Source organism: Chryseobacterium sp. MEBOG07, from assembly GCF_021869745.1.
Lineage (GTDB): Bacteria > Bacteroidota > Bacteroidia > Flavobacteriales > Weeksellaceae > Chryseobacterium > Chryseobacterium viscerum.
Map to the genome: position 1 here is coordinate 3,007,949 of NZ_CP084579.1, position 18,387 is coordinate 3,026,335.

At 36.0% G+C, this 18,387-nt stretch carries 16 protein-coding genes, 1 pseudogene and 1 riboswitch; of the genes and pseudogenes, 3 read left to right on the forward strand and 14 right to left on the reverse strand.

What is annotated here, in order from left to right; genetic code table 11:
- Positions 1 to 131: 131 nt before the first annotated feature.
- From LF886_RS13920 to LF886_RS13940, 5 genes and pseudogenes are all read right to left on the reverse strand, one after another.
- Positions 132 to 1,010 carry a glycerophosphodiester phosphodiesterase family protein gene (locus LF886_RS13920; protein WP_236850113.1) on the reverse strand — a complete coding sequence of 293 codons (879 nt, stop codon included), beginning with the start codon at positions 1,008 to 1,010 and terminating at the stop codon, positions 132 to 134.
- A gap of 16 nt (positions 1,011 to 1,026) precedes the next feature.
- Positions 1,027 to 1,584, reverse strand: coding sequence for a RagB/SusD family nutrient uptake outer membrane protein (locus LF886_RS13925; RefSeq protein WP_236854316.1), 558 nt, complete (start codon positions 1,582 to 1,584; stop codon positions 1,027 to 1,029).
- A gap of 243 nt (positions 1,585 to 1,827) precedes the next feature.
- Positions 1,828 to 2,429: pseudogene (locus LF886_RS13930) on the reverse strand (RagB/SusD family nutrient uptake outer membrane protein); the annotation flags it as partial.
- Between the two features lie 4 nt (positions 2,430 to 2,433).
- Positions 2,434 to 5,658 (reverse strand): SusC/RagA family TonB-linked outer membrane protein, encoded by a 3,225-nt coding sequence (locus tag LF886_RS13935; RefSeq protein ID WP_236850114.1) that lies wholly within the window; start codon positions 5,656 to 5,658, stop codon positions 2,434 to 2,436.
- A gap of 71 nt (positions 5,659 to 5,729) precedes the next feature.
- Positions 5,730 to 6,542, reverse strand: coding sequence for a FecR family protein (locus tag LF886_RS13940; protein ID WP_236850115.1), 813 nt, complete (start codon positions 6,540 to 6,542; stop codon positions 5,730 to 5,732).
- Between the two features lie 261 nt (positions 6,543 to 6,803).
- On the opposite strand from LF886_RS13940, the gene LF886_RS13945 reads away from it, so the two are divergent.
- Positions 6,804 to 7,325, forward strand: a complete 522-nt coding sequence (locus tag LF886_RS13945) for a hypothetical protein (protein ID WP_236850116.1) — start codon at positions 6,804 to 6,806, stop codon at positions 7,323 to 7,325.
- A 10-nt stretch (positions 7,326 to 7,335) separates the two neighbouring features.
- On the opposite strand, the gene LF886_RS13950 is transcribed toward LF886_RS13945, so the two are convergent.
- The 3 genes from LF886_RS13950 to pnuC all read right to left on the reverse strand — a co-directional run bounded on the left by LF886_RS13950 (position 7,336) and on the right by pnuC (position 9,589).
- Positions 7,336 to 7,830 carry an RNA polymerase sigma factor gene (locus tag LF886_RS13950; protein ID WP_236850117.1) on the reverse strand — a complete coding sequence of 165 codons (495 nt, stop codon included), beginning with the start codon at positions 7,828 to 7,830 and terminating at the stop codon, positions 7,336 to 7,338.
- Between the two features lie 144 nt (positions 7,831 to 7,974).
- Complete coding sequence (locus LF886_RS13955; RefSeq protein WP_236850118.1) at positions 7,975 to 9,006, reverse strand: hypothetical protein; 1,032 nt, start codon at positions 9,004 to 9,006, stop codon at positions 7,975 to 7,977.
- Positions 8,993 to 9,589 (reverse strand): nicotinamide riboside transporter PnuC, encoded by a 597-nt coding sequence (gene pnuC, locus LF886_RS13960; RefSeq protein WP_236850119.1) that lies wholly within the window; start codon positions 9,587 to 9,589, stop codon positions 8,993 to 8,995. The genes LF886_RS13955 and pnuC overlap by 14 nt, the downstream gene beginning before the upstream one ends.
- A 25-nt stretch (positions 9,590 to 9,614) precedes the next feature.
- A riboswitch (TPP riboswitch) is annotated at positions 9,615 to 9,723 on the reverse strand.
- Positions 9,724 to 9,835: 112 nt separating this feature from the next.
- Between pnuC and LF886_RS13965 the strand changes: the two genes are divergently transcribed.
- Entirely contained in the window at positions 9,836 to 10,426 is a 591-nt protein-coding gene (locus tag LF886_RS13965; protein ID WP_236850120.1) for a hypothetical protein, read from the forward strand.
- 77 nt (positions 10,427 to 10,503) lie between these two features.
- Entirely contained in the window at positions 10,504 to 10,803 is a 300-nt protein-coding gene (locus tag LF886_RS13970; RefSeq protein ID WP_236850121.1) for a hypothetical protein, read from the forward strand.
- Between the two features lie 88 nt (positions 10,804 to 10,891).
- On the opposite strand, the gene LF886_RS13975 is transcribed toward LF886_RS13970, so the two are convergent.
- From LF886_RS13975 to LF886_RS14000, 6 genes are read right to left on the reverse strand one after another with little or no spacing between them, the layout of a single operon-like run.
- Positions 10,892 to 11,263, reverse strand: a complete 372-nt coding sequence (locus tag LF886_RS13975; protein ID WP_236850122.1) for a response regulator — start codon at positions 11,261 to 11,263, stop codon at positions 10,892 to 10,894.
- A 28-nt stretch (positions 11,264 to 11,291) separates the two neighbouring features.
- On the reverse strand, positions 11,292 to 11,861 hold the full coding sequence (locus LF886_RS13980; RefSeq protein WP_236850123.1) for a chemotaxis protein CheB: 570 nt from the start codon (positions 11,859 to 11,861) through the stop codon (positions 11,292 to 11,294).
- Positions 11,862 to 11,869: 8 nt separating this feature from the next.
- A complete protein-coding gene (locus LF886_RS13985; RefSeq protein ID WP_109738976.1) occupies positions 11,870 to 12,703 on the reverse strand; it encodes a CheR family methyltransferase in 834 nt (277 codons plus the stop codon).
- Entirely contained in the window at positions 12,704 to 13,069 is a 366-nt protein-coding gene (locus LF886_RS13990) for a response regulator (RefSeq protein ID WP_185147138.1), read from the reverse strand.
- A gap of 15 nt (positions 13,070 to 13,084) precedes the next feature.
- Positions 13,085 to 16,693 (reverse strand): response regulator, encoded by a 3,609-nt coding sequence (locus LF886_RS13995; RefSeq protein WP_236850124.1) that lies wholly within the window; start codon positions 16,691 to 16,693, stop codon positions 13,085 to 13,087.
- Positions 16,694 to 16,698: 5 nt separating this feature from the next.
- Positions 16,699 to 18,177, reverse strand: coding sequence for a response regulator (locus LF886_RS14000; protein ID WP_236850125.1), 1,479 nt, complete (start codon positions 18,175 to 18,177; stop codon positions 16,699 to 16,701).
- Between the last annotated feature and the right edge of the window lie 210 nt (positions 18,178 to 18,387).

Here is an 18,387-nt window from a genome sequence, read left to right on the forward strand (position 1 = left end):
TGAAAATTTAAAAACCCCTGCAAAATTTAAATTTTGCAGGGGTTTTTTGATGATGAAATTCTAAAGCTTTCTCCTCCAAACCATTATTCAATAATAAAGAGTGAAAATTGGAGATTCCAGCTATTTAACTCTTAATAATAAAGCTTCTTACTCTTCAAATAATTAATCAGCTCTTTTGGGCGGTCGGTCTGAATAATATTGACTCCTTTATTAATATACCAATCATAGACATTAGGATGATCCAATACCAGATCATCATTATTTCCTGCATTATGATGAGGCCACAATGAATTTACCCAGATTTTAACCTTCTTTTCTCTCAGATTTTTAAAATCAATCAGATTTTTTTCTGTTGTTCCTATCGTGAATTCAAAACCGTAGATTTTATAACTATTGATATATTCTGAGATCTTTTTCATATCTTCATCTTTACCCAATTGAATAATCGGCATATAATGGATGTCATTTTTTATATCACCATATTTTTGGTTGAACTCCGTATAAGATTCGTGACCTTTAAACAAAATCTGATCCAGCATATTTCGTTTTTTCACCAAAGGATATACCTGCTTTATATAATCAAAACCTTTATCCAGATTCAGAAGAATTTTTCCATCTGAGATCTCCAAAATCTCTTGTAATGTGGGAACATTCATTTGGGTTTCTACTCCCAAACCGTCTCTCAGATGCAATTTTTTAATTTCGGATAATGTAAAATCAGAGGGTTTCCCCTTTCCGGTTGTCGTTCTGTCTATGGTATTGTCGTGCATAAGGATCAACACACTGTCTTTGGTCATCGCAAGGTCTATTTCAGCCATATCAACTCCCTTTTCAATGGCCTTTTTTACTGCCCATACCGAGTTTTCAGGAGCTTCTCTCCAATCACCGCGATGAGCAACTACCATTACTTTACTATCAGGAAAATCAGAAAGTGAAACTTTCTTTTGTTGAGCAATGAACAGAGAAGAAAAAATAAGAAGAAATAATTGTAATAATTTATTGTTTAGCATAATTTTAATTTTTTAATTAATATCCGGGATTTTGTTTAATGGCAGGATCTGTATTGATCTGTCCCTGCGGAACCGGCATCAGAAGATGATATGGTTTGATCTGTGCAGTACTGTATCCTGCATTATTATTAAAATGAGCCGTCATCACCGAAATAGCCTTTCCGGTTCTCAGGAGATCAAACCAACGATGCCCCTCTCCTACAAATTCAAGTCTTCTTTCGCGGTCTATTTCATTAAGCAGCGCATCTTTTGTTGAGAGGTTTACAGCAACAATTCCTGCTCTGGTTTTAATTTTATTTACATATAGATTTGCATTGGCAAAATCATTTTGTTCAGCAAAACATTCTGCCATCATCAGAAAGACATCAGCTAATCTCAGGACCACAAAATTGCTTCCTCCATCGGCAATGGTATTCGAGGTTTTTACTAATTTTTTACTAAAAGGAATTCCGTTTGAAGTCAGCCCGATATATGCAGAACGTCTCGTATCTCCAGCCGAATAAAAATTATAAACTTCTTTGGTCGGAAGATTATGACCTTTCGCCCCTGAAACTGATCCGGACGGGCTGAACATCTGAAATGCATTGCTTCCTTCCGAATTTCCATTCAATCCTGAAGCAAACTGTACATCAAAAATAATTTCAGCATTATTTTTATTGGTGACATCAAAAATTTTATTGACATCGGTCAAAAGCTGATACCCTAAAGATTCAACCTGATTTAAGTAAGTCAACGATTCAGCAAATTTCTTTTGTGTTAAAAGTACTTTACCCAAAATTCCCAAAGCAGCTCCTTTTGTCACTCTCCCCTTTTGTGTTGTGGTGGTTGGCAAAAGATCGATGGCTTCTTTCAAATCCTTTTCTACAGCAGAATACACCTCTGCAACAGGAGTTCTTGGCTGCCCGAAATAATCATTCACATTCGTAGTTTCTTTTAAAACCAACGGAACATCACCAAAATTCTCACCAGATTAAAATACATCAATGCTCTCAGAAATTTCATTTCGCCGATTCTTGTATTCTTCAGCGCATCAGTCATATCAGGAATTTTCCCAATTCTCGTCAGAATAATATTGGCCTGCTGAATGCCAACATAATTATCCTTCCATGCACTTGCAATAAGACTATTATTAGGCTGTATCGTGAAAAAATCCAGCTCACCATAAGTAAAAGCATCATTGGCAGGAACCTCATCATAGGTATTATCTGAAGGTAATTCTCCCAAAGCCGGCACTGCCAGCTGATACTGTCCCGTGTACTGAAGTGCTCCATACACCGAAATAATACCCTGCTCAATTTCTGAAGAATTAGTATAGAATTGGGATGATACTTTCTGCGCTTCAGGATTTACATTCAAAAGATCAGACGAACAAGAACACATCACCGAAAGACTGAATATTGTAATGAATATTTTTTTCATGATTTTAAAATTTAAGGTTAAAGCCCACAGAATAAATTTTAGCTACCGGATAATAAGCCTGATCAAAACCCTGCGTAAGAACATTGTCTGAAGTAGCATCGATATTCATTCCTTTGTATTTTGACAGGGTAAAAAGATTGTTTCCTACCACATAGATCTGGGCATTTTCCAACCCGATATTTTCAAGCATAGATTTTGGGAAATTAAAAGCCAGGCGAAGTGATCTCAATCTCACATAATCTGCATTTTTAAAGTACAAATTAGAGGTTCTGGCCTCTTTTCTGTTGTTGGAGAAATTCATATTCGGCATCCCAAAAAAGCCATCTGGATTGGTTACTGCATTATAGCGGTTGTCAAAGTAATACTGCGAAGCCATTCCGAAGCCTTCTCCTGATTCTAAAGTGGTTACCGCATCCGCATTGTAGATTTTTTTACCAATTTCGCTGTATAATGAGAAACTCAGTTCAAAAAGTCCATATCTGAAATTATTATTAAAACCTAGAATATACTTTGGAACACCACTTCCGAAGCTTCTTTTATCATTCACATCTATTTTTCCGTCTCCATTCAGATCTTCCATGATATAATCTCCTACCATTGTTCCGGTAATGTGGGGTGAATTGTTGATTTGTTCCTGAGTTTTATAAATTCCCAGGATATTGTAACCGTACATTTCACCAATCGAGCCGCCTACTTTTGTGACAGAGAAATTATTTTCTCCTGTAATAATCTGGTTTTGCCCGTTTGCCAGAGCCAAAACTTCATTTTTGTTGGTTGAAAAATTAAAACTTCCCGAATACGTAAAGTCTGTAGCGATATTGAATGTCTTTGAAGCAATCTGTAATTCGAAACCGGAGTTTTTGATCTTCCCAATATTTTGAAGGGATGTACTGAAACCGGACTGTTGCGGAACGGGAACATCCAATAACAAACCATCTCTGTTCAGTATATAATAATCTGCAGAAATGTTCAGTATATTTTTAAACAGAGAAAAATCGATCCCGAAGTTATTTGATCTGGACTTTTCCCATGAAATATTAGGATTGGGAGCCGTTGCCGTTGTGTAACCTGGTATTAAAAATCCTCCAAAGTTATAATTATCAGGATTCATCAGTGAAAAAGCCCCGAAATTAGGAATCTGATTGTTTCCGTTGCTTCCAAGGCTATATCTGAGTTTCAAATCGGTCACGATATTATTTTCAGGAAAGAAATTTTCATTACTGATGGTCCAGCCTGCAGAAAATGCATAGAAATCTCCCCATTTGGAGTTTTTTCCGAAACGTGAAGAACCATCTCTACGATAAGATGCCATCAGATTATACTTATTATCGAACGTGTAATTAACCCTTGTAAAATAAGACATCAACCGCCATTTGTATTGAGTTAACGTATTTTTAAATGAAGTTCCACCAGCAATATTTCGGATGCTGTTATCAGGAAATGCTGTGGCCTCGGTTAAAAGCTGGGTATTATCTTCCTGCTGAAAAGACTGTCCCAAAATGGCATCTACTCTGTGAGAACCCCACTTTTTATCAAATGAAAGTAAGTTTTCAATTAAATAATTTTTGCGGATATATTCAGTTCTGTTGGCAAAAGTAACGTCCGGAGCTGCTGCTCTGTAAGCTCCTACTGTAGAAGGATCGAAGAAATTATATTCGTAATTGGTGTAGTCTCCGCCTATAGACAATCTGTACTTCAAACCTTTCAACACTTCAAGTTCGGTGAAGATATTTCCGAATGTTTTAAATAAAGTATATTTTCTGTTCGTCATTTCCTGAACGGCAACAGGGTTTTCTACCAAGGCTCCATCAGTAGCCGTATTTCCTAAGATTTGCTGCGAAATGGCAAGACTTCCGTCATCATTGTAGGGCTTAAAAAATGGATACATTGCCGTAGCCATCTGCAAAGGATTATAGCTTCTCGAATTTTCTGCAGCATTGATGGTTCCCGTTGCATAAGATGGCGTCATGGTTACTCCTACTTTCCATTTATCTGTAAGCTCTGTAGAAAGATTAATACTGGTGGAAAATTTCTCATAATCTGTCCCGATCACCAATCCTTTTTGCTTAAAATAGCTCATTGTAAAAGCGTATTTACTTTTATCGCTTCCTCCGGTAATATTCAGTGAAGTCTGGCTGATGGGCGCAGGTTTCATTACCGTATTCAACCAATCGGTATCTGTGAGTCCCGGTTGTTTTGCCAGATAAGGAGCCAAATAATCAGGAATTAACTCTCTTAAAGAAGCTCCTTTGCTTATTCTTGTTGCATTATTATCCGAAATGCTTCTGTTGCTGCCTTTAGAAAGGTAGTTGTTGTCTCTGGCTTCTTTCAGAAAAGTGGCCATATCATAAGCGTTGACCAATTTCACATTATCGCTTCTCATCTGCATTCCGTAATAGGAATCGAAAGAAACAGCCATTCTCCCCTTCTTTCCCTGTTTAGTTTCAATGATAATTACTCCATTGGCTCCTCTGGAACCGTAAATTGCGGCAGAAGCAGCATCTTTTAAGATATCAATTTTGGCAATGGAATTAGGGTCAATTGCATTCAGATTGGAACCTTCGGTTAAAGGAAGTCCGTCCACAACGATCAAAGGATTGGAGCCTGCGGTTAAAGTTCCGATCCCTCTTACTCTTATTGAGGGCGAACTTCCCGGACTTGCATTCGCCTGAGTGATCTGAACTCCGGTTGCCTTTCCTGCGATAATATCTCCAAAGTTGCTGGAAGCTACTCCTTTCATCTGCTTCTCATCAATAGAAGAAATAGAACCCGAATTGTTTTTCTTGCTCTGCTTCCCATAACCGACCAAAACAACCTCATCAATGTTTTTTTCTCTGGATTTTGCAGTGTCTCTTATTGAATTGACATAGTCTGCAGTCTGCATGGCATTCGCTCTCTGAATCCTGGCAATTGCTTTGGAATTGAGACGAACTGTTACTGTTTTTTGATCTACATTAAAGTCCAGGCCGACATTTTTCTTCAGATAGTCTAAAGATGCTGACAGCGATTGATAGTTGACCTGAGATTCATCTACCTGGATATCTTTCAGGTCTGAAACCGAATAAAAGAATTTTACGTCATGCTCTTTTGAAAGTTTTTCAAAAATTTTAATTAAAGGCGTTTTCCGCTGATTGACGGACTGTTGAAAACATTTGTTAGCCTCTGCGAAGGAAAACTGTGGCGCACACAAAAGACCCAACAACATCATGCTAATTGTTGTTTTTTTCATAGCTTTGCTGAAATTAGTTGTTATTTGACTGATTTATATTCAATGCATCGGTAACCCCAATTACTGGTGCATTATTTTTCTAAAATGATATGATTTTCTGATTCTTTTCTTGTTTTCAGATTAAAAGGAAACCTTATTGTTTTAATCACTTTACCCAGATCCCCGGTGATGTCTCCATCTATAATATTCTCTTTGTAATGCTGAGGATAGGTTATAGAAATATTGTAGGTATTCTCCAATTGGGAAATCGCCTGCCCAAATTTCATTTCATTAAAATCAAATGTTCTTACGACATCCTGATCATAGAAATGTTTTTCAGTTCCGTCTTTATCTGCAAGCCAGGTTTCTTTAGGTAAAAGGAATGTAGTATGTCCTTTATAATCTATTTTCACTTTTCCTTCTTTCAGATAGACTTTTTTATCTTCGGATCTCTGATCAAGCAAAAATTTGGTTCCTAAGACTTTTACTTTAAACCCATTGGCATCAATAATAAACGGCAACGCTTTATTCTTAGCAACACTGAAAAATGCTTTTCCTTTAAAAGAAACATTTCTGGTTTTCTTTCCGAAATTTTCAGTCAGTTTCAGTTCGCTTTCTGGTTCTAAAGTAATAGTACTTCCGTCGGAGAGTGTAAATTCTTTTTGAATCTTTTCTGTTCTGAAAACCATTTGCTGATGCCCTGAAGAGTTCATTTCATTTCCAGTAAAAAACAAGGTCATCACGGTAAATAAAGGCAAAAGAACAGCAGCAGCCCATAAAATTCGTTTTGTATTATTTCTGGATTTTATTTTACTTTCAAGCCCGTTCCAGATTCGCTGATCTGCCGAATCCTTCATTTTCCGATTTTCGTCTTTGACCGATTTCCATTGATTTTCGAAATCCATACTCTCCTATTTGATCTTTAATAGAGAATACGCAGAAAGTGTACAATCGTCAACCTAAGTTTTTTTGATTTAACGATTTGTTCATATTGGTTGATATTGGGTTAAAATTGGAAATTGATTTATTCAGAAACAAAACAATAATAATCAATAAATTACATTATTTTTTTTAGTTTTTTAAAGTATATATTTTTATGTATAGAGAATATGTATATTTGAATTTTAGAAGGTATTTTATAAATACCAAAAACCATGAATAAACTAATGAAACATATAAAGTACATTATCTTAATCTTATTCTCTATTAATTGTCTGGGGCAAAAAAACTGTAAATTTAAAATTAACGAAGCCACCATTCTTAAAAATGAGAATCTAGACTATTTTATAGGGAAAATGCAGAAAGATCAATTTGAAACTCAAACAAGAAAACAAGCAATTCCTAGTTATATAAAGAAAGAATTAGATTGTCTTTCCGGAGATTTCAGTATTGCCAACCCAGATAAGGAGTATCAAAGCAGCTGCATTTATGAGAAAAATATGCCCAGAAGGCAATTACTATTTCTTGCAAAGAGCAAAGATATTCTCATTCTGACTTATGCAACAGGAGGGATTGGAAGCACAACTCATTTTCTTTTTATTAAATATGATTCAAAACAAATTCTTGATTTGTGGACAGGCGTTACAATGGGTATTTTTAAACCAGAATCACTAAAAAGTATTATTAAATATATCCAATCAAACAGAGATCTGGATTGGGAACTTAATACAAATATGATATCAATATAAACTAAAGAATCTAAAAGAAAAAATTCAAATTCGCTCTCAGAAACTTCAACACCTTATTGACATGTTTTTCAACTGCTGTTTTGGAAATATCATTTTCCTGAGCAATTGTAAAAAGGCTGAGATTCTGGATTTTATTTTTGATGAAAAACTCACGGCTTCTTTCGGGAACTTGTTCTAAAAGACTTTCTATCTTTTTTAGCTGATCTTCCTGCAGAGTTTGTTTTTCGATTTCTGAGGTTTCTTCATCCTGGCTTTCCGGGGAATTTTCAAGAGGAACGAAGATCATTTTTCTTTTGCGGTAGAAATTGGAGATTTCCTGTTTGGCAGATTTAAAGATGAGTGCTTCAATTTCTGAAGGTGAATGGGTTTTGGATAGATATTTCCAGACGTGCATAAAAATATCCTGAACAATTTCTTCAATATCCTCTTCTTCTGAAAGGTATTTTGCCACAAAAAAATACACCCTGTGCTTATAACCGGAATATATTTCTTTAAAATGATCCATCTTTTAAAACGTCTTTGAACTCAAAACAATGATGCAAAAGTATCCAAAAGCTATGTCAATCATATTAACGTTATATTAAGTTTAAATTCCTAACCATATTGAGCTGAAAGCAGTTGACATTGTAATCACTCCTAAAGATTTATTTCAAAAAGATACATTTAAATCATCGATTGAAGGTCTGAAATTGGAATGCATCGCCGCCGTAAAATAATCACAGAACACCTGATACACTGCAGAATCTGTATCTGTTGCCCGGATTCCCAGCTGTGTGTATATCTTAAGTATCTGATGGGATAATTGCTGAACCAGCTCTACCCCATAGCTATGAATTTCGTTTTGTTGATCTGCCGGAATTGCATTGTTATCACTGAGCGAATTTTCAACATTTCTGGAAATATTTAATACTTTTTCCAAATGCTTTTCAATGGACTCTGCAAAACTTTTGAAATTGATCTGAGGACGAATAAATTCTGCTTCTTCAATAAAATGAGAAGCGATTCCCAGATAATTGACCAAAAGTGTCAAATCCGCAAAAACCCGAAACGGAATGCTGTCCAGAATATCATTCGTGAAAAAAGTATCATAAACAAAACTGTAATCCTCGCTTACCAGAACATTTTTAATGGTAAAAGAATAGGTCCCGCTGGCTTTCATTCCCATAGATTTCCAATTGGGGATGATTACAGCCTGTTCTTTCGGAACGATGAACGAGCGAATAATCTCGTTACCGTCATCATCCGTTATTGACTTCCCATTTTCTGTAATGCTGGCATTGAGTGTAAAATGGGTCAGATGGGGTGCGCCTGTTGCAAAATTCCATAATCCATTAATAAGGTACGTGTTATCACTTTGTTTTTCCGCAGTTCCGCCTACCATTCCACTTCCCCCAAAACACGTTTTAGAGTGGGTGAACAGTAATTGAGCCACTTCAGGATTGATATTTCTGGAAAAATAATTGGCCCCGGCACAAAGTGTCAGCATCCAGCCAAAGCTTCCATCGGTTTCAGCCCAGTCAAATAATGCTTTAAGTCCTTCTTCAAAACGATACCCTAAGCCACCATATTTTTTCGGCACCCAGATCTTAAGCCATCCTTCTTCGTGAATATGCTGTATCACCTTGTCAGAAATTCTAGAGGCGCCATGAAGTTCCTTTCTGATGTCTTTAGTACTGAGCATGAGCTTTAGATTTAATAATTTTCTGCCATTCCAGATATCCGGAAATGGCTACTAAAAACAAAAATGATGTCAAAACAGCGTAGAGATATAATTCTTTATGAATCATTAAGGGGATGGAAATAATATTACTAACGTTCAGTATCACCCAGTTTTCAATTTTTCGTCTTGCCATCAGCCACATTCCTGCCCATGCGAAAGCACTTACCAAAGAATCCCAAATGGGAACATCTGAGTCGGTGAAATGAGTGAGAAAGAACCAGAATAAACTAAAGGTTCCCAGGACAATTCCTCCGGTAATCCATTTTTCAGCAGTTGAGGTAAAAGAGATTTCCATTTCGGATTTTTGCTTCCCGAATTTCCAATACAGCCATCCATAGATGCTCATGACCAAATAATAAAGGTTTAATGTAAATTCAGCATACAATTTTGATGTAAGCATCACATACAATGTAAGCAGAATACCGGCAATTCCGAAAAGATAGTTGTTTACGTTGTTTTTGCGAGCCAGTAAAACCTGGATTATCGAAAATAAGACCCCAAACCATTCCGGTAAGGTAATTTGTTTTAAAATGTCCTGCATCATATTAATCTTTAGAAATCAAATGATGAGATGATAAATAAGCAATCCCTACGCTGGTATTATCCAGATCAGGTGTGGAAGTACATTCCTGGGTATCATCTCAGCCACTGTTACCTGCGGCACCCCATTGTTGGGGCAAAGGTGCAGCTTTTTTCCGGAAAAAGAAAGCAACACGGGAAAATAATAATCTCCATTGATTATTAATAATTTTTATATTTGTCAAACAATACACTCTAAAAACTGTAACCCATGAACTTCTTCAAAAAGATTTTTTCAAAGAATAAAAACACAGCCAATCAACCGTCTGAAAATCCCAGAATTGATGGAATATATACAGATGAATATTTTAACAACAGATATACTGAAGATCAGATTTTATCAGATGATGTTCTGGTTGACGGCTCTTTCAAAATGTTAAATAGTTTTTTCATCGATAATAAAATAATACCGGCAATAGAAAATCCTATCTACCATCCCAGCAATATAGATAAAGCCGTTACTGAAGAGCCTGGGTTTTACCAGTATTGTAAATCATTTGATCAGGATGACAAACAGATTGGACTGATGCTAACAGTAGCATTTTCCTACTATATGGTCAATGAATTAGGATTTAAACTATACAGGGACAAAAACCCGGAATATCCTTTAAGATTCATGACTTTGAAATATAACAATAATGGAGGTGTTATTTCTTTATATCCATTCGAATATTCATTGAAGGTTCTAAATGGAGAAGCATCATTCAATGATCTTTTGGAAAAAATTAATAAGAATCTGGAAAATATTCCCACTGCAGAGGACTTTATCGCTCATTTTAAAAGTAATCTATCTCAAGAATAAAGTTTGTATTTGTTAAACTAGATGTTTTTATTTTACACGGTATAAAATTTGTATTTTAAAGTGTAATGACAACAGTTATGGATGAAACTAAAACTAAAATATTAAATCCAATAACAGATAAATATCTGATTGATGAGTATTTCAATTTAACCGTAAGGCAAGAATTAAATATTGATATTGATCTTAGCTTTGAGTATATGATTGCACAAAACATCATTTCAAAAAAAACAATTCTGGTCAAAACATTTTCAGATTTTATCATGGGAAACCCGGAACTTTATAATTTATTACACTCTTTGATTTATAAGGTGAATACCTATTCTTTAACAAAAGCCCAGATCATCAGTGCATTGGAAATTCTCAGAAAAAGCCAATAAGATCATTCTATTTTACATAAAAAATCTCTCAAAATTTTGAGAGATTTTCATTTTCCAGTCATCGGCTAAAGACCAAAATATCTGGTATTTATACCTGTTCTTTTATATGTTTTGCCACCTTTTCCTCAAGATCATCAAGATTAAAAGGTTTTGATACATAATCATCTGCCTGAGCTTCTGATGCCAAAGCAACAATATCATTATTTGCGGTAACATAGATTACCGGAATATGCTTAAATTCTTCAGTGCTTTTGAGAAGTTTTGTCGCTTCCACTCCTCCGATTCTTGGAATCCAGTTATCCATAAGAATAACATCAGGCTTATATTCTGCTACTCTCTCAAGAATATCATGTGATGTTTCTGAGATTTTGACCTCATAGCCATTTTCTTCAAATATGATGGTAATCACTTCTAAAATAGCCGTATCATCATCAAAAATTAAAATTTTCTTTTTACTCATATTATTTAGATTATTCTATTCAGAAATATTACAATTGATTGATGTAATCTGCTAAACTATCAGGTCTGATAATTAAATCATAATCAATCTTTTCTATAGCATGTCTGGGCATATATTCTACCTCTGCTGTTTCAGGATCCTGAATCCAGACCTGCCCTTTGTTTTTTTTAATATAGCTCAGTCCTTCCACTCCATCCGCATTGGCACCTGATAAGAGTATTCCGATCATATTTTCTTCATAAATTTCAGCTGCTGACCTGAAGGTAACATCTATTGAAGGACGGGAATAGTTCATCTTTTCTGAGCTGTCCAATGACATATTTTTCTTATCTTCAAACAACAAATGATAATCCGCAGGAACAATATATAGGGCACGATTACGGATTTCGGTTTTATCTTCAACTTCTATAACGGATATCTTCGTAAACTGCTGCAACAGGGTTCGTAAAACATCTCCTGATTGAGCTTTACGGTGAACTACCAGAACAATAGGGATATTCACAGCATCATCAAGTTTTTTAACCATTTCAATAATGACTTGTAAACTTCCTGCTGATCCTCCGATGACAATCAATTCTATGTTCGTTTGTAATTTCATGGCTGTTGTTATAAATGGTGATCAAGTTTTTTCCATATTTTCTGGTCTTCGACCTGATGATAATTTTTATCAATAGTAGAAAACCTAAGTGTTTCTTTGGCCCCCAGAGCGAGAAAACCCAGATTCTCGAGACTGTTGTCAAAAAGACGGAATACTCTTTCCTGCAGCTCTCTTTCAAAATAGATAAGGACATTTCTGCATATGATCAGCTGAAAGCTGTTAAAAGAGCTGTCTGACACCAGATTATGGGTAGATAAAATCAGTTTTTCCTGTAAGCTTTTATCAAATCTTACGCTATCATAGTTCGCAGTATAGTAATCAGAAAAATCTTTTACCCCACCTGAAAGCATATAATTTTCGGAATAGAGTTTCATCTGCTGCAAAGGGAAAACACCGGTTCTTGCAGTTTCCAGAACAGAAGGATTCAGATCAGTACCATAAATCAGGCATTTATGATAAAGACCAGCTTCTTTCAACAGAATCGCTATAGAATAAGCTTCTTCTCCAGTTGAGCAACCCGCAATCCAGATTCTGATCAAGGGATAGGTGCCCAACTGCGGTAATATCTTTTCCCGCAATGTTTTAAAAAAAGAAGGATCTCTGAACATTTCTGTAACGTTTACGGTCACTTCTTCTACAAAGCGTTTCAAATATTCCGGATCATTCATAATGGTATATCTAAGCTCTGCAAAGCTGGTAAACCTGTCCAACAGGCATATCCGGTTTACCCTTCTTTTAAACGAAGCCTTGCTATAGCCCGAAAAGTCGTAGCCATACGTCTCATAGACATCATTGATCAGATATTCTACTTCCTGATCTTTTATGATACTTGGTTCCAGCATCTATAAAAGTTTTTCTATTGCTGTTATTAAAAGATCTACATCAATAGGCTTTGAGACATAGTCATCAGCTCCTACCTCTATACATTTCTGACGGTCTTCAGGCATCGCCTGTGCAGTAACCGCAATGACAGGAATATCCTTGATCTCTGGGGTACGTCTTATCATTCTGACCGCTTCATATCCATCTATTCCCGGCATCATCATATCCATAAGAACAGCAGAAAACTTTTGGTCTGACATCAGAATATCAAAAGCTTCCTGAGCCATTGTACTGGTCTCAACGGCATATCCACGGGCCTTAAGAGTGAGTTTCAATGCAAATATATTACGTGGATCATCATCCACAATTAAAATTTTCTTATTCATCAGAATTTTATCTGTTTAACTTTCATATAACCAAACGCGAAGGAGAGATAATAACTGATCTATATCTACAGGTTTTGAGATATAATCTGAAGCTCCGGCGGTAATACATTTTTCACGTTCTCCAATCATAGATTTGGCAGTAATAGCTATAATAGGCAGCCTTTTGAATACGGGCATTTTTCTGATTTCCCTGATGGTATCATATCCATCCATTTCAGGCATCATCATATCCATTAAAATAACATCTACATCAGGATTCTGCTGAAGCTGCTGAAGAGCATGCTTCCCATCCATGGCTACAATCACATCTACTTTATATTTTTCCAGGGCTTTTGTTAAAGAGAAGATATTTCGTACATCGTCATCTGTGATGAGTACTTTTTTTCCGCTCAATACTTCTGTTAAAGATCCCAGGGCCTTACTTGCTGTGCTTTCAGATGCATTGTTTTTTTCTTCCACCAAATGTAAGAATAAACCTACTTCATCTAAAATTCTTTGATAGGAATGTGCCGTTTTTACAACAATAGAATCTGCATACTGTTTTATTTTCAGTTCTTCTTCCTTCGATAAATTATGCTCTGTAAAAATAATGATAGGAAGGTTCTCCAGCCCTTCATAACTTTTGATTGATTCTATTACGTGGTATTCATTTCCTTTTGAGTTCCCAATATCCAGAATAACGCAGTCAACAAGATCAGAAGTCAATGCTTTTACACTATCTTCCACATTGTGTTCTACGGACAAAGAAATATTAAAATTGCTCAAGAAATAGGATAATGCACTGGCATGTTTGGCATTCTCTTCAACGATGAGGACTTTCTGAGGCCCTTTTTCTAATGCATTTTCAATTTTTCTGAATACATCTGTCATTTTATCCAGTGCTACCGGCTTATTGATAAAATCAACAGCACCTTTCATAAGACTTTCTTTTTGAAGATGCAGAACAGACATCATGTGAACTGGAATATGTTTGGTAGCAGAGTCCGATTTCAACTCATCCATTACTTCCCAGCCGTCTTTTACAGGAAGTTGAACATCCAGTAAAATTGCATGTGGACGGTACTGCTGAGCTGCTGACAAACCATGGTCTCCTCTTACCACAACAATACCCTTGTAATTTTGTAAATGGGCAAACTTTAATAATGCTTTTGCAAAATTAACATCATCTTCTATAATCAAAATAACCTTGTCTCCCTCCTTAATATGATCTCTGTCGTCCGCTACATCTTCAGGAATATCCAATATGTTCAGCTGAACTACTGGTCTTTCGCCCTCATCGAGAATATTCTGAATTTCTTCAACATCTTCACGTATAATCTCTACCAGATCCTGATCTGTTTCGGAATGAACAACTTCAGTGACAGCATGTACAGGAATGACAAAGCTAAACTCACTTCCCTTGTTCAATTCACTTTGCAGAACCAGCTCTCCTCCCAGAAGTCTTGCAATTTCACGGCTTATTGAAAGTCCTAAGCCAGTACCTCCAAATTTCCTTTTGGTAGATCCATCAGCCTGCTGGAATGCTTCAAAGATAATTTTTTGCTTCTCCTCTGCGATCCCAACACCGGTATCTTTTACTAAGAATATAATAAAGTCAGGTTTTTCAGAATGTTTTCTGATATGTAAATCAATGCTTCCTTTTGTTGTAAATTTTAAAGCATTAGACAATAAATTTCTCAATACCTGATCGATTCGGAGACGGTCACTTTCAATGACGGCCTGCACATTTTGATCGATCTGAATATTAAATGGAAGAGCTTTCTCCTGAAATACGGGATTGAAAAGGCTCTTTAAATCTGTTACCACTTCTTCTATGATCACATCCTGATATTCCAGGGTCATTTTACCGGATTCTATTTTCGCTAAATCCAGAATTTCATCAATCAGAGTTAATAAACTGGTCCCCGAGCTTTGAATAACTTTTGCGGATTCCACCTGATCTTCGTTGAGATTTTCATCCGGATTTTCTGCCATCAACCTTGACAGAAGAAGAATAGAATTCAGAGGGGTGCGCAATTCATGAGACATATTAGCCAGGAATTCGGACTTATATTTTGTACTTAAGGCCAGCTCCTCTACTTTTTTCTGAATTTCGTTATTACGCTCAGCGATCAAATGGTTTTTTTCTTCCAATAATCTTGAACGTTCTTCGAGTTCAGCATTTGCCTGCATCAGTTCTTCCTGCTGTACTTTCAATTCCTCTTCTGAGGCCTGGAGCTTTTGTGTTTGTGCTTCCAGTTCAGTATTCAGGTTTTCAAGTTCAGAATGCTGAACCTGTAATTCTTCAGACTGTGCCTGCGTTTCTTCCAATAGCTGCTGTTCTTTTTCTCTTCCTTTTGCAGCATTCAGCGCAATTCCTACATTGACAGCGCATTCTTTAAAATAGCTGATTCTGTCTTCATCAAAGTTAGAAGTGGAACCCAGCTCCAAAACTCCAATGGCATGTCCATCTGCAAAAATAGGAATCAGTATAATTCCGTATATTTTAATAGTGCTGCTGGCAAAAGTTACTACAAAATCATCTTCATGTAGGTTATTATAAACCTTAGTTTTAGAATTAATAAAGGCTTGTCCCACCATTCCTTCTCCGGGTTCAAAAGTCTTTTTCATATTAGCTTCCAGCCCGAATGCTTTATTAAGCTTTAGGATACCTTCGTCGTACAGATATAATGAACCATTGATACAGTTTCCATATTCAATCAATTGTTTTAACGCTTTATTGGAAACTTCTTCTACCGACTTATTTCCTACCAGGGACTCATTCAACAAGGCAAGACCTTTCTGCCGCCAGTCACTTTTATTAATTTTATCAAAAGAGATTTTAAGAGATTCTGTCATATGATTAAGAGAATCTACAAGATCTCCCAGGTCGTCCTGTGCATTATCTACAACTTTTTCATTGTAATCGCCATTGGCAACTCTATTTGCAATTTTTTGAATGGCACTTACACGCCGTGTCATTTCCTGATCTTTTTCCTTAAGCATTTTTTCCAGCTTATCTCTTCGAATAAGATCCGCTCTCATTTTGATATAGAAAAATATCGTCACGACTATTGCGGCCAACGCGGAAAAAATAATAAAAATAACAGTTGTACCGGATGAACGGTTTAAGTCTTTGTTTTTAATTTCCAACTGACTTTCTTCATATTGTACAAAACCATTTACCGCTTTCCGGCACTGATCCATATATGCCTTACCAGTAACCATTTGCTGCTGAGTCATTATGATGCCTCTGCGTCTATTTTCAACCAATTGCTTCAGGTTTTCCATCACCTGATTAACTGCTGTTTTTAAGCCAGCAAGTCTCTCCAATTGATTTTGATCCTGAATTCCTAATGATTCTGCACGTATCAAAGCTTTAGGATATTCTCTCAGACCACGTTTGTATGGCTCCAGAAAATCCTCTCTTCCGGTCAGCTGATATCCTCTGTTACCTGTTTCTGCATCCAGTAATGCTACCAGCACATCTTTCACTGCTGTCACAGAACGTCTGCTTTTTGAAAGACTTTCGCGATGATTCATCTGATTCTGGATACTCCAATATGAAGCCACTGAACTTGCTATTAAAATCAAAAGGGAAAGACCTACTCCAAACTGAAGATTTCTTATAATTTTTTTCGGCATGCAAATTAATTTAGGGGTAATGTGAAATAAAAAGTAGAACCTTCATCTAAGATACTGGAAACGCCAACACTTCCATGATGCTGTTTGATGATTTCAGAGCAGATAAACAATCCAATCCCCATTCCCTGGAACTGCAGTGAAGATTCTTCTACCCGATAGAATTTTTTAAATACGGCATCCTGTTTAAAATCAGGGATTCCAATACCGAAATCAGTTACATTAACTCTGACCTCCTGTGCTTCTTCATCTACAAAGGTGGTGACAATCACCTGATTGTTATTGGGAGAATATTTAATCGCGTTTGTCAGAAAATTAATCAGTACCTGTTCTATACGGATTTCGTCTAATGGGATTAAAATATCTGGTTTGATTCCGTGGCGTTCAATTTTGACTTTACCTTCATCATGGGTCTGCAGTATCGTTTCAATGGCGTTACTGATAACTTTTTCCAGATTAACCTGCTTTTTATTGATTTTCAGTTTTCCATTTTCGATCTTGGAAACATCCAGCAGATCTGTAATCAATGTATTCAGCTTCTCAATCTGTCCCTGAACTTTCGTCACAAATCCTGCTTCAGGACTGTCTTTATCTAGTTTTAATTTTCTTTCCAATAGCTGAACGTATGCTTTAATACTGGTTAAAGGTGTTTTCAACTCATGGCTCGCAATGCTTAAAAATTCATCTTTTTCTTTTTCCACTTTTTTCTGATCGTCAATATCAGTAAAAGTACCAACCCAGTTCTTAATACGGTCTTCATTATAATATACAGGCGTTACTCTCAACAAATGATACCGGTAATGACCGGAAATCACGTTTTTAATTCTAATTTCTAATTCGAGAGCCTTTCCTTTTTTCCTGCATCGCTCAAATTCCTCTTTAATATCATGATCGTCAGGATGTGTTTCTGGGAAATTCTGTTCAGCATCAGAGTACTGATACCATTTACCATTAACAAAATCAATGATTCCTTCTTCATTGAATGTGAATGCAATCTGAGGAAGAGATTCCAGCATTAAATGAAAATGATCTATCTGAGACTTCATCGTAACCTGAGACTCCCGCCTTCCCTTCACCTCTAATTCAAGATTCTGCTGGGTCTTTTTCATGGCTATATTCTGCTCCTGAAGATTATAGAAAGTTTTTACTTTAAGTAAAAGAATTTCAGGATCTACAGGTTTGGTTACATAATCTTTGGCGCCGGAAGCATAACCACGTGTTATAAATTTTTTATCTGTACTGACGGCGGATAAAAATATAATAGGAACTTCCTTCGTTTTACTATAATCTGCCAATGTTTCGGCAACTTCAAAACCATCCATATCTGGCATTTGAACGTCTAAAATAATCAGAGCATAGTCATTTTTTAGAGCTTTACCAAGAGCCTCTTCTCCTGAGCTGGCTGTTTCTACTTGGAAGTTTTTTGATTCAAGTAATTTTTGTAGTGAATAAAGATTACTTTGGTTGTCATCAACAATTAAAATCATAGAAATTAAAATCAATAATTAAATACTGGTATTTTAGGTTCAAAAATACTCACAATATTTGAAAAAACAGTAATTTTTAAAGGATTATGATTATACATTCCATACCACATTTTATGATCGAAACAAGGAAAAATTATGTTTTGTAACGGTACTATATCTTTTTGAAAGCTTTAATTTCTGTATCATTAATTGCTACAGTACTAATACAGG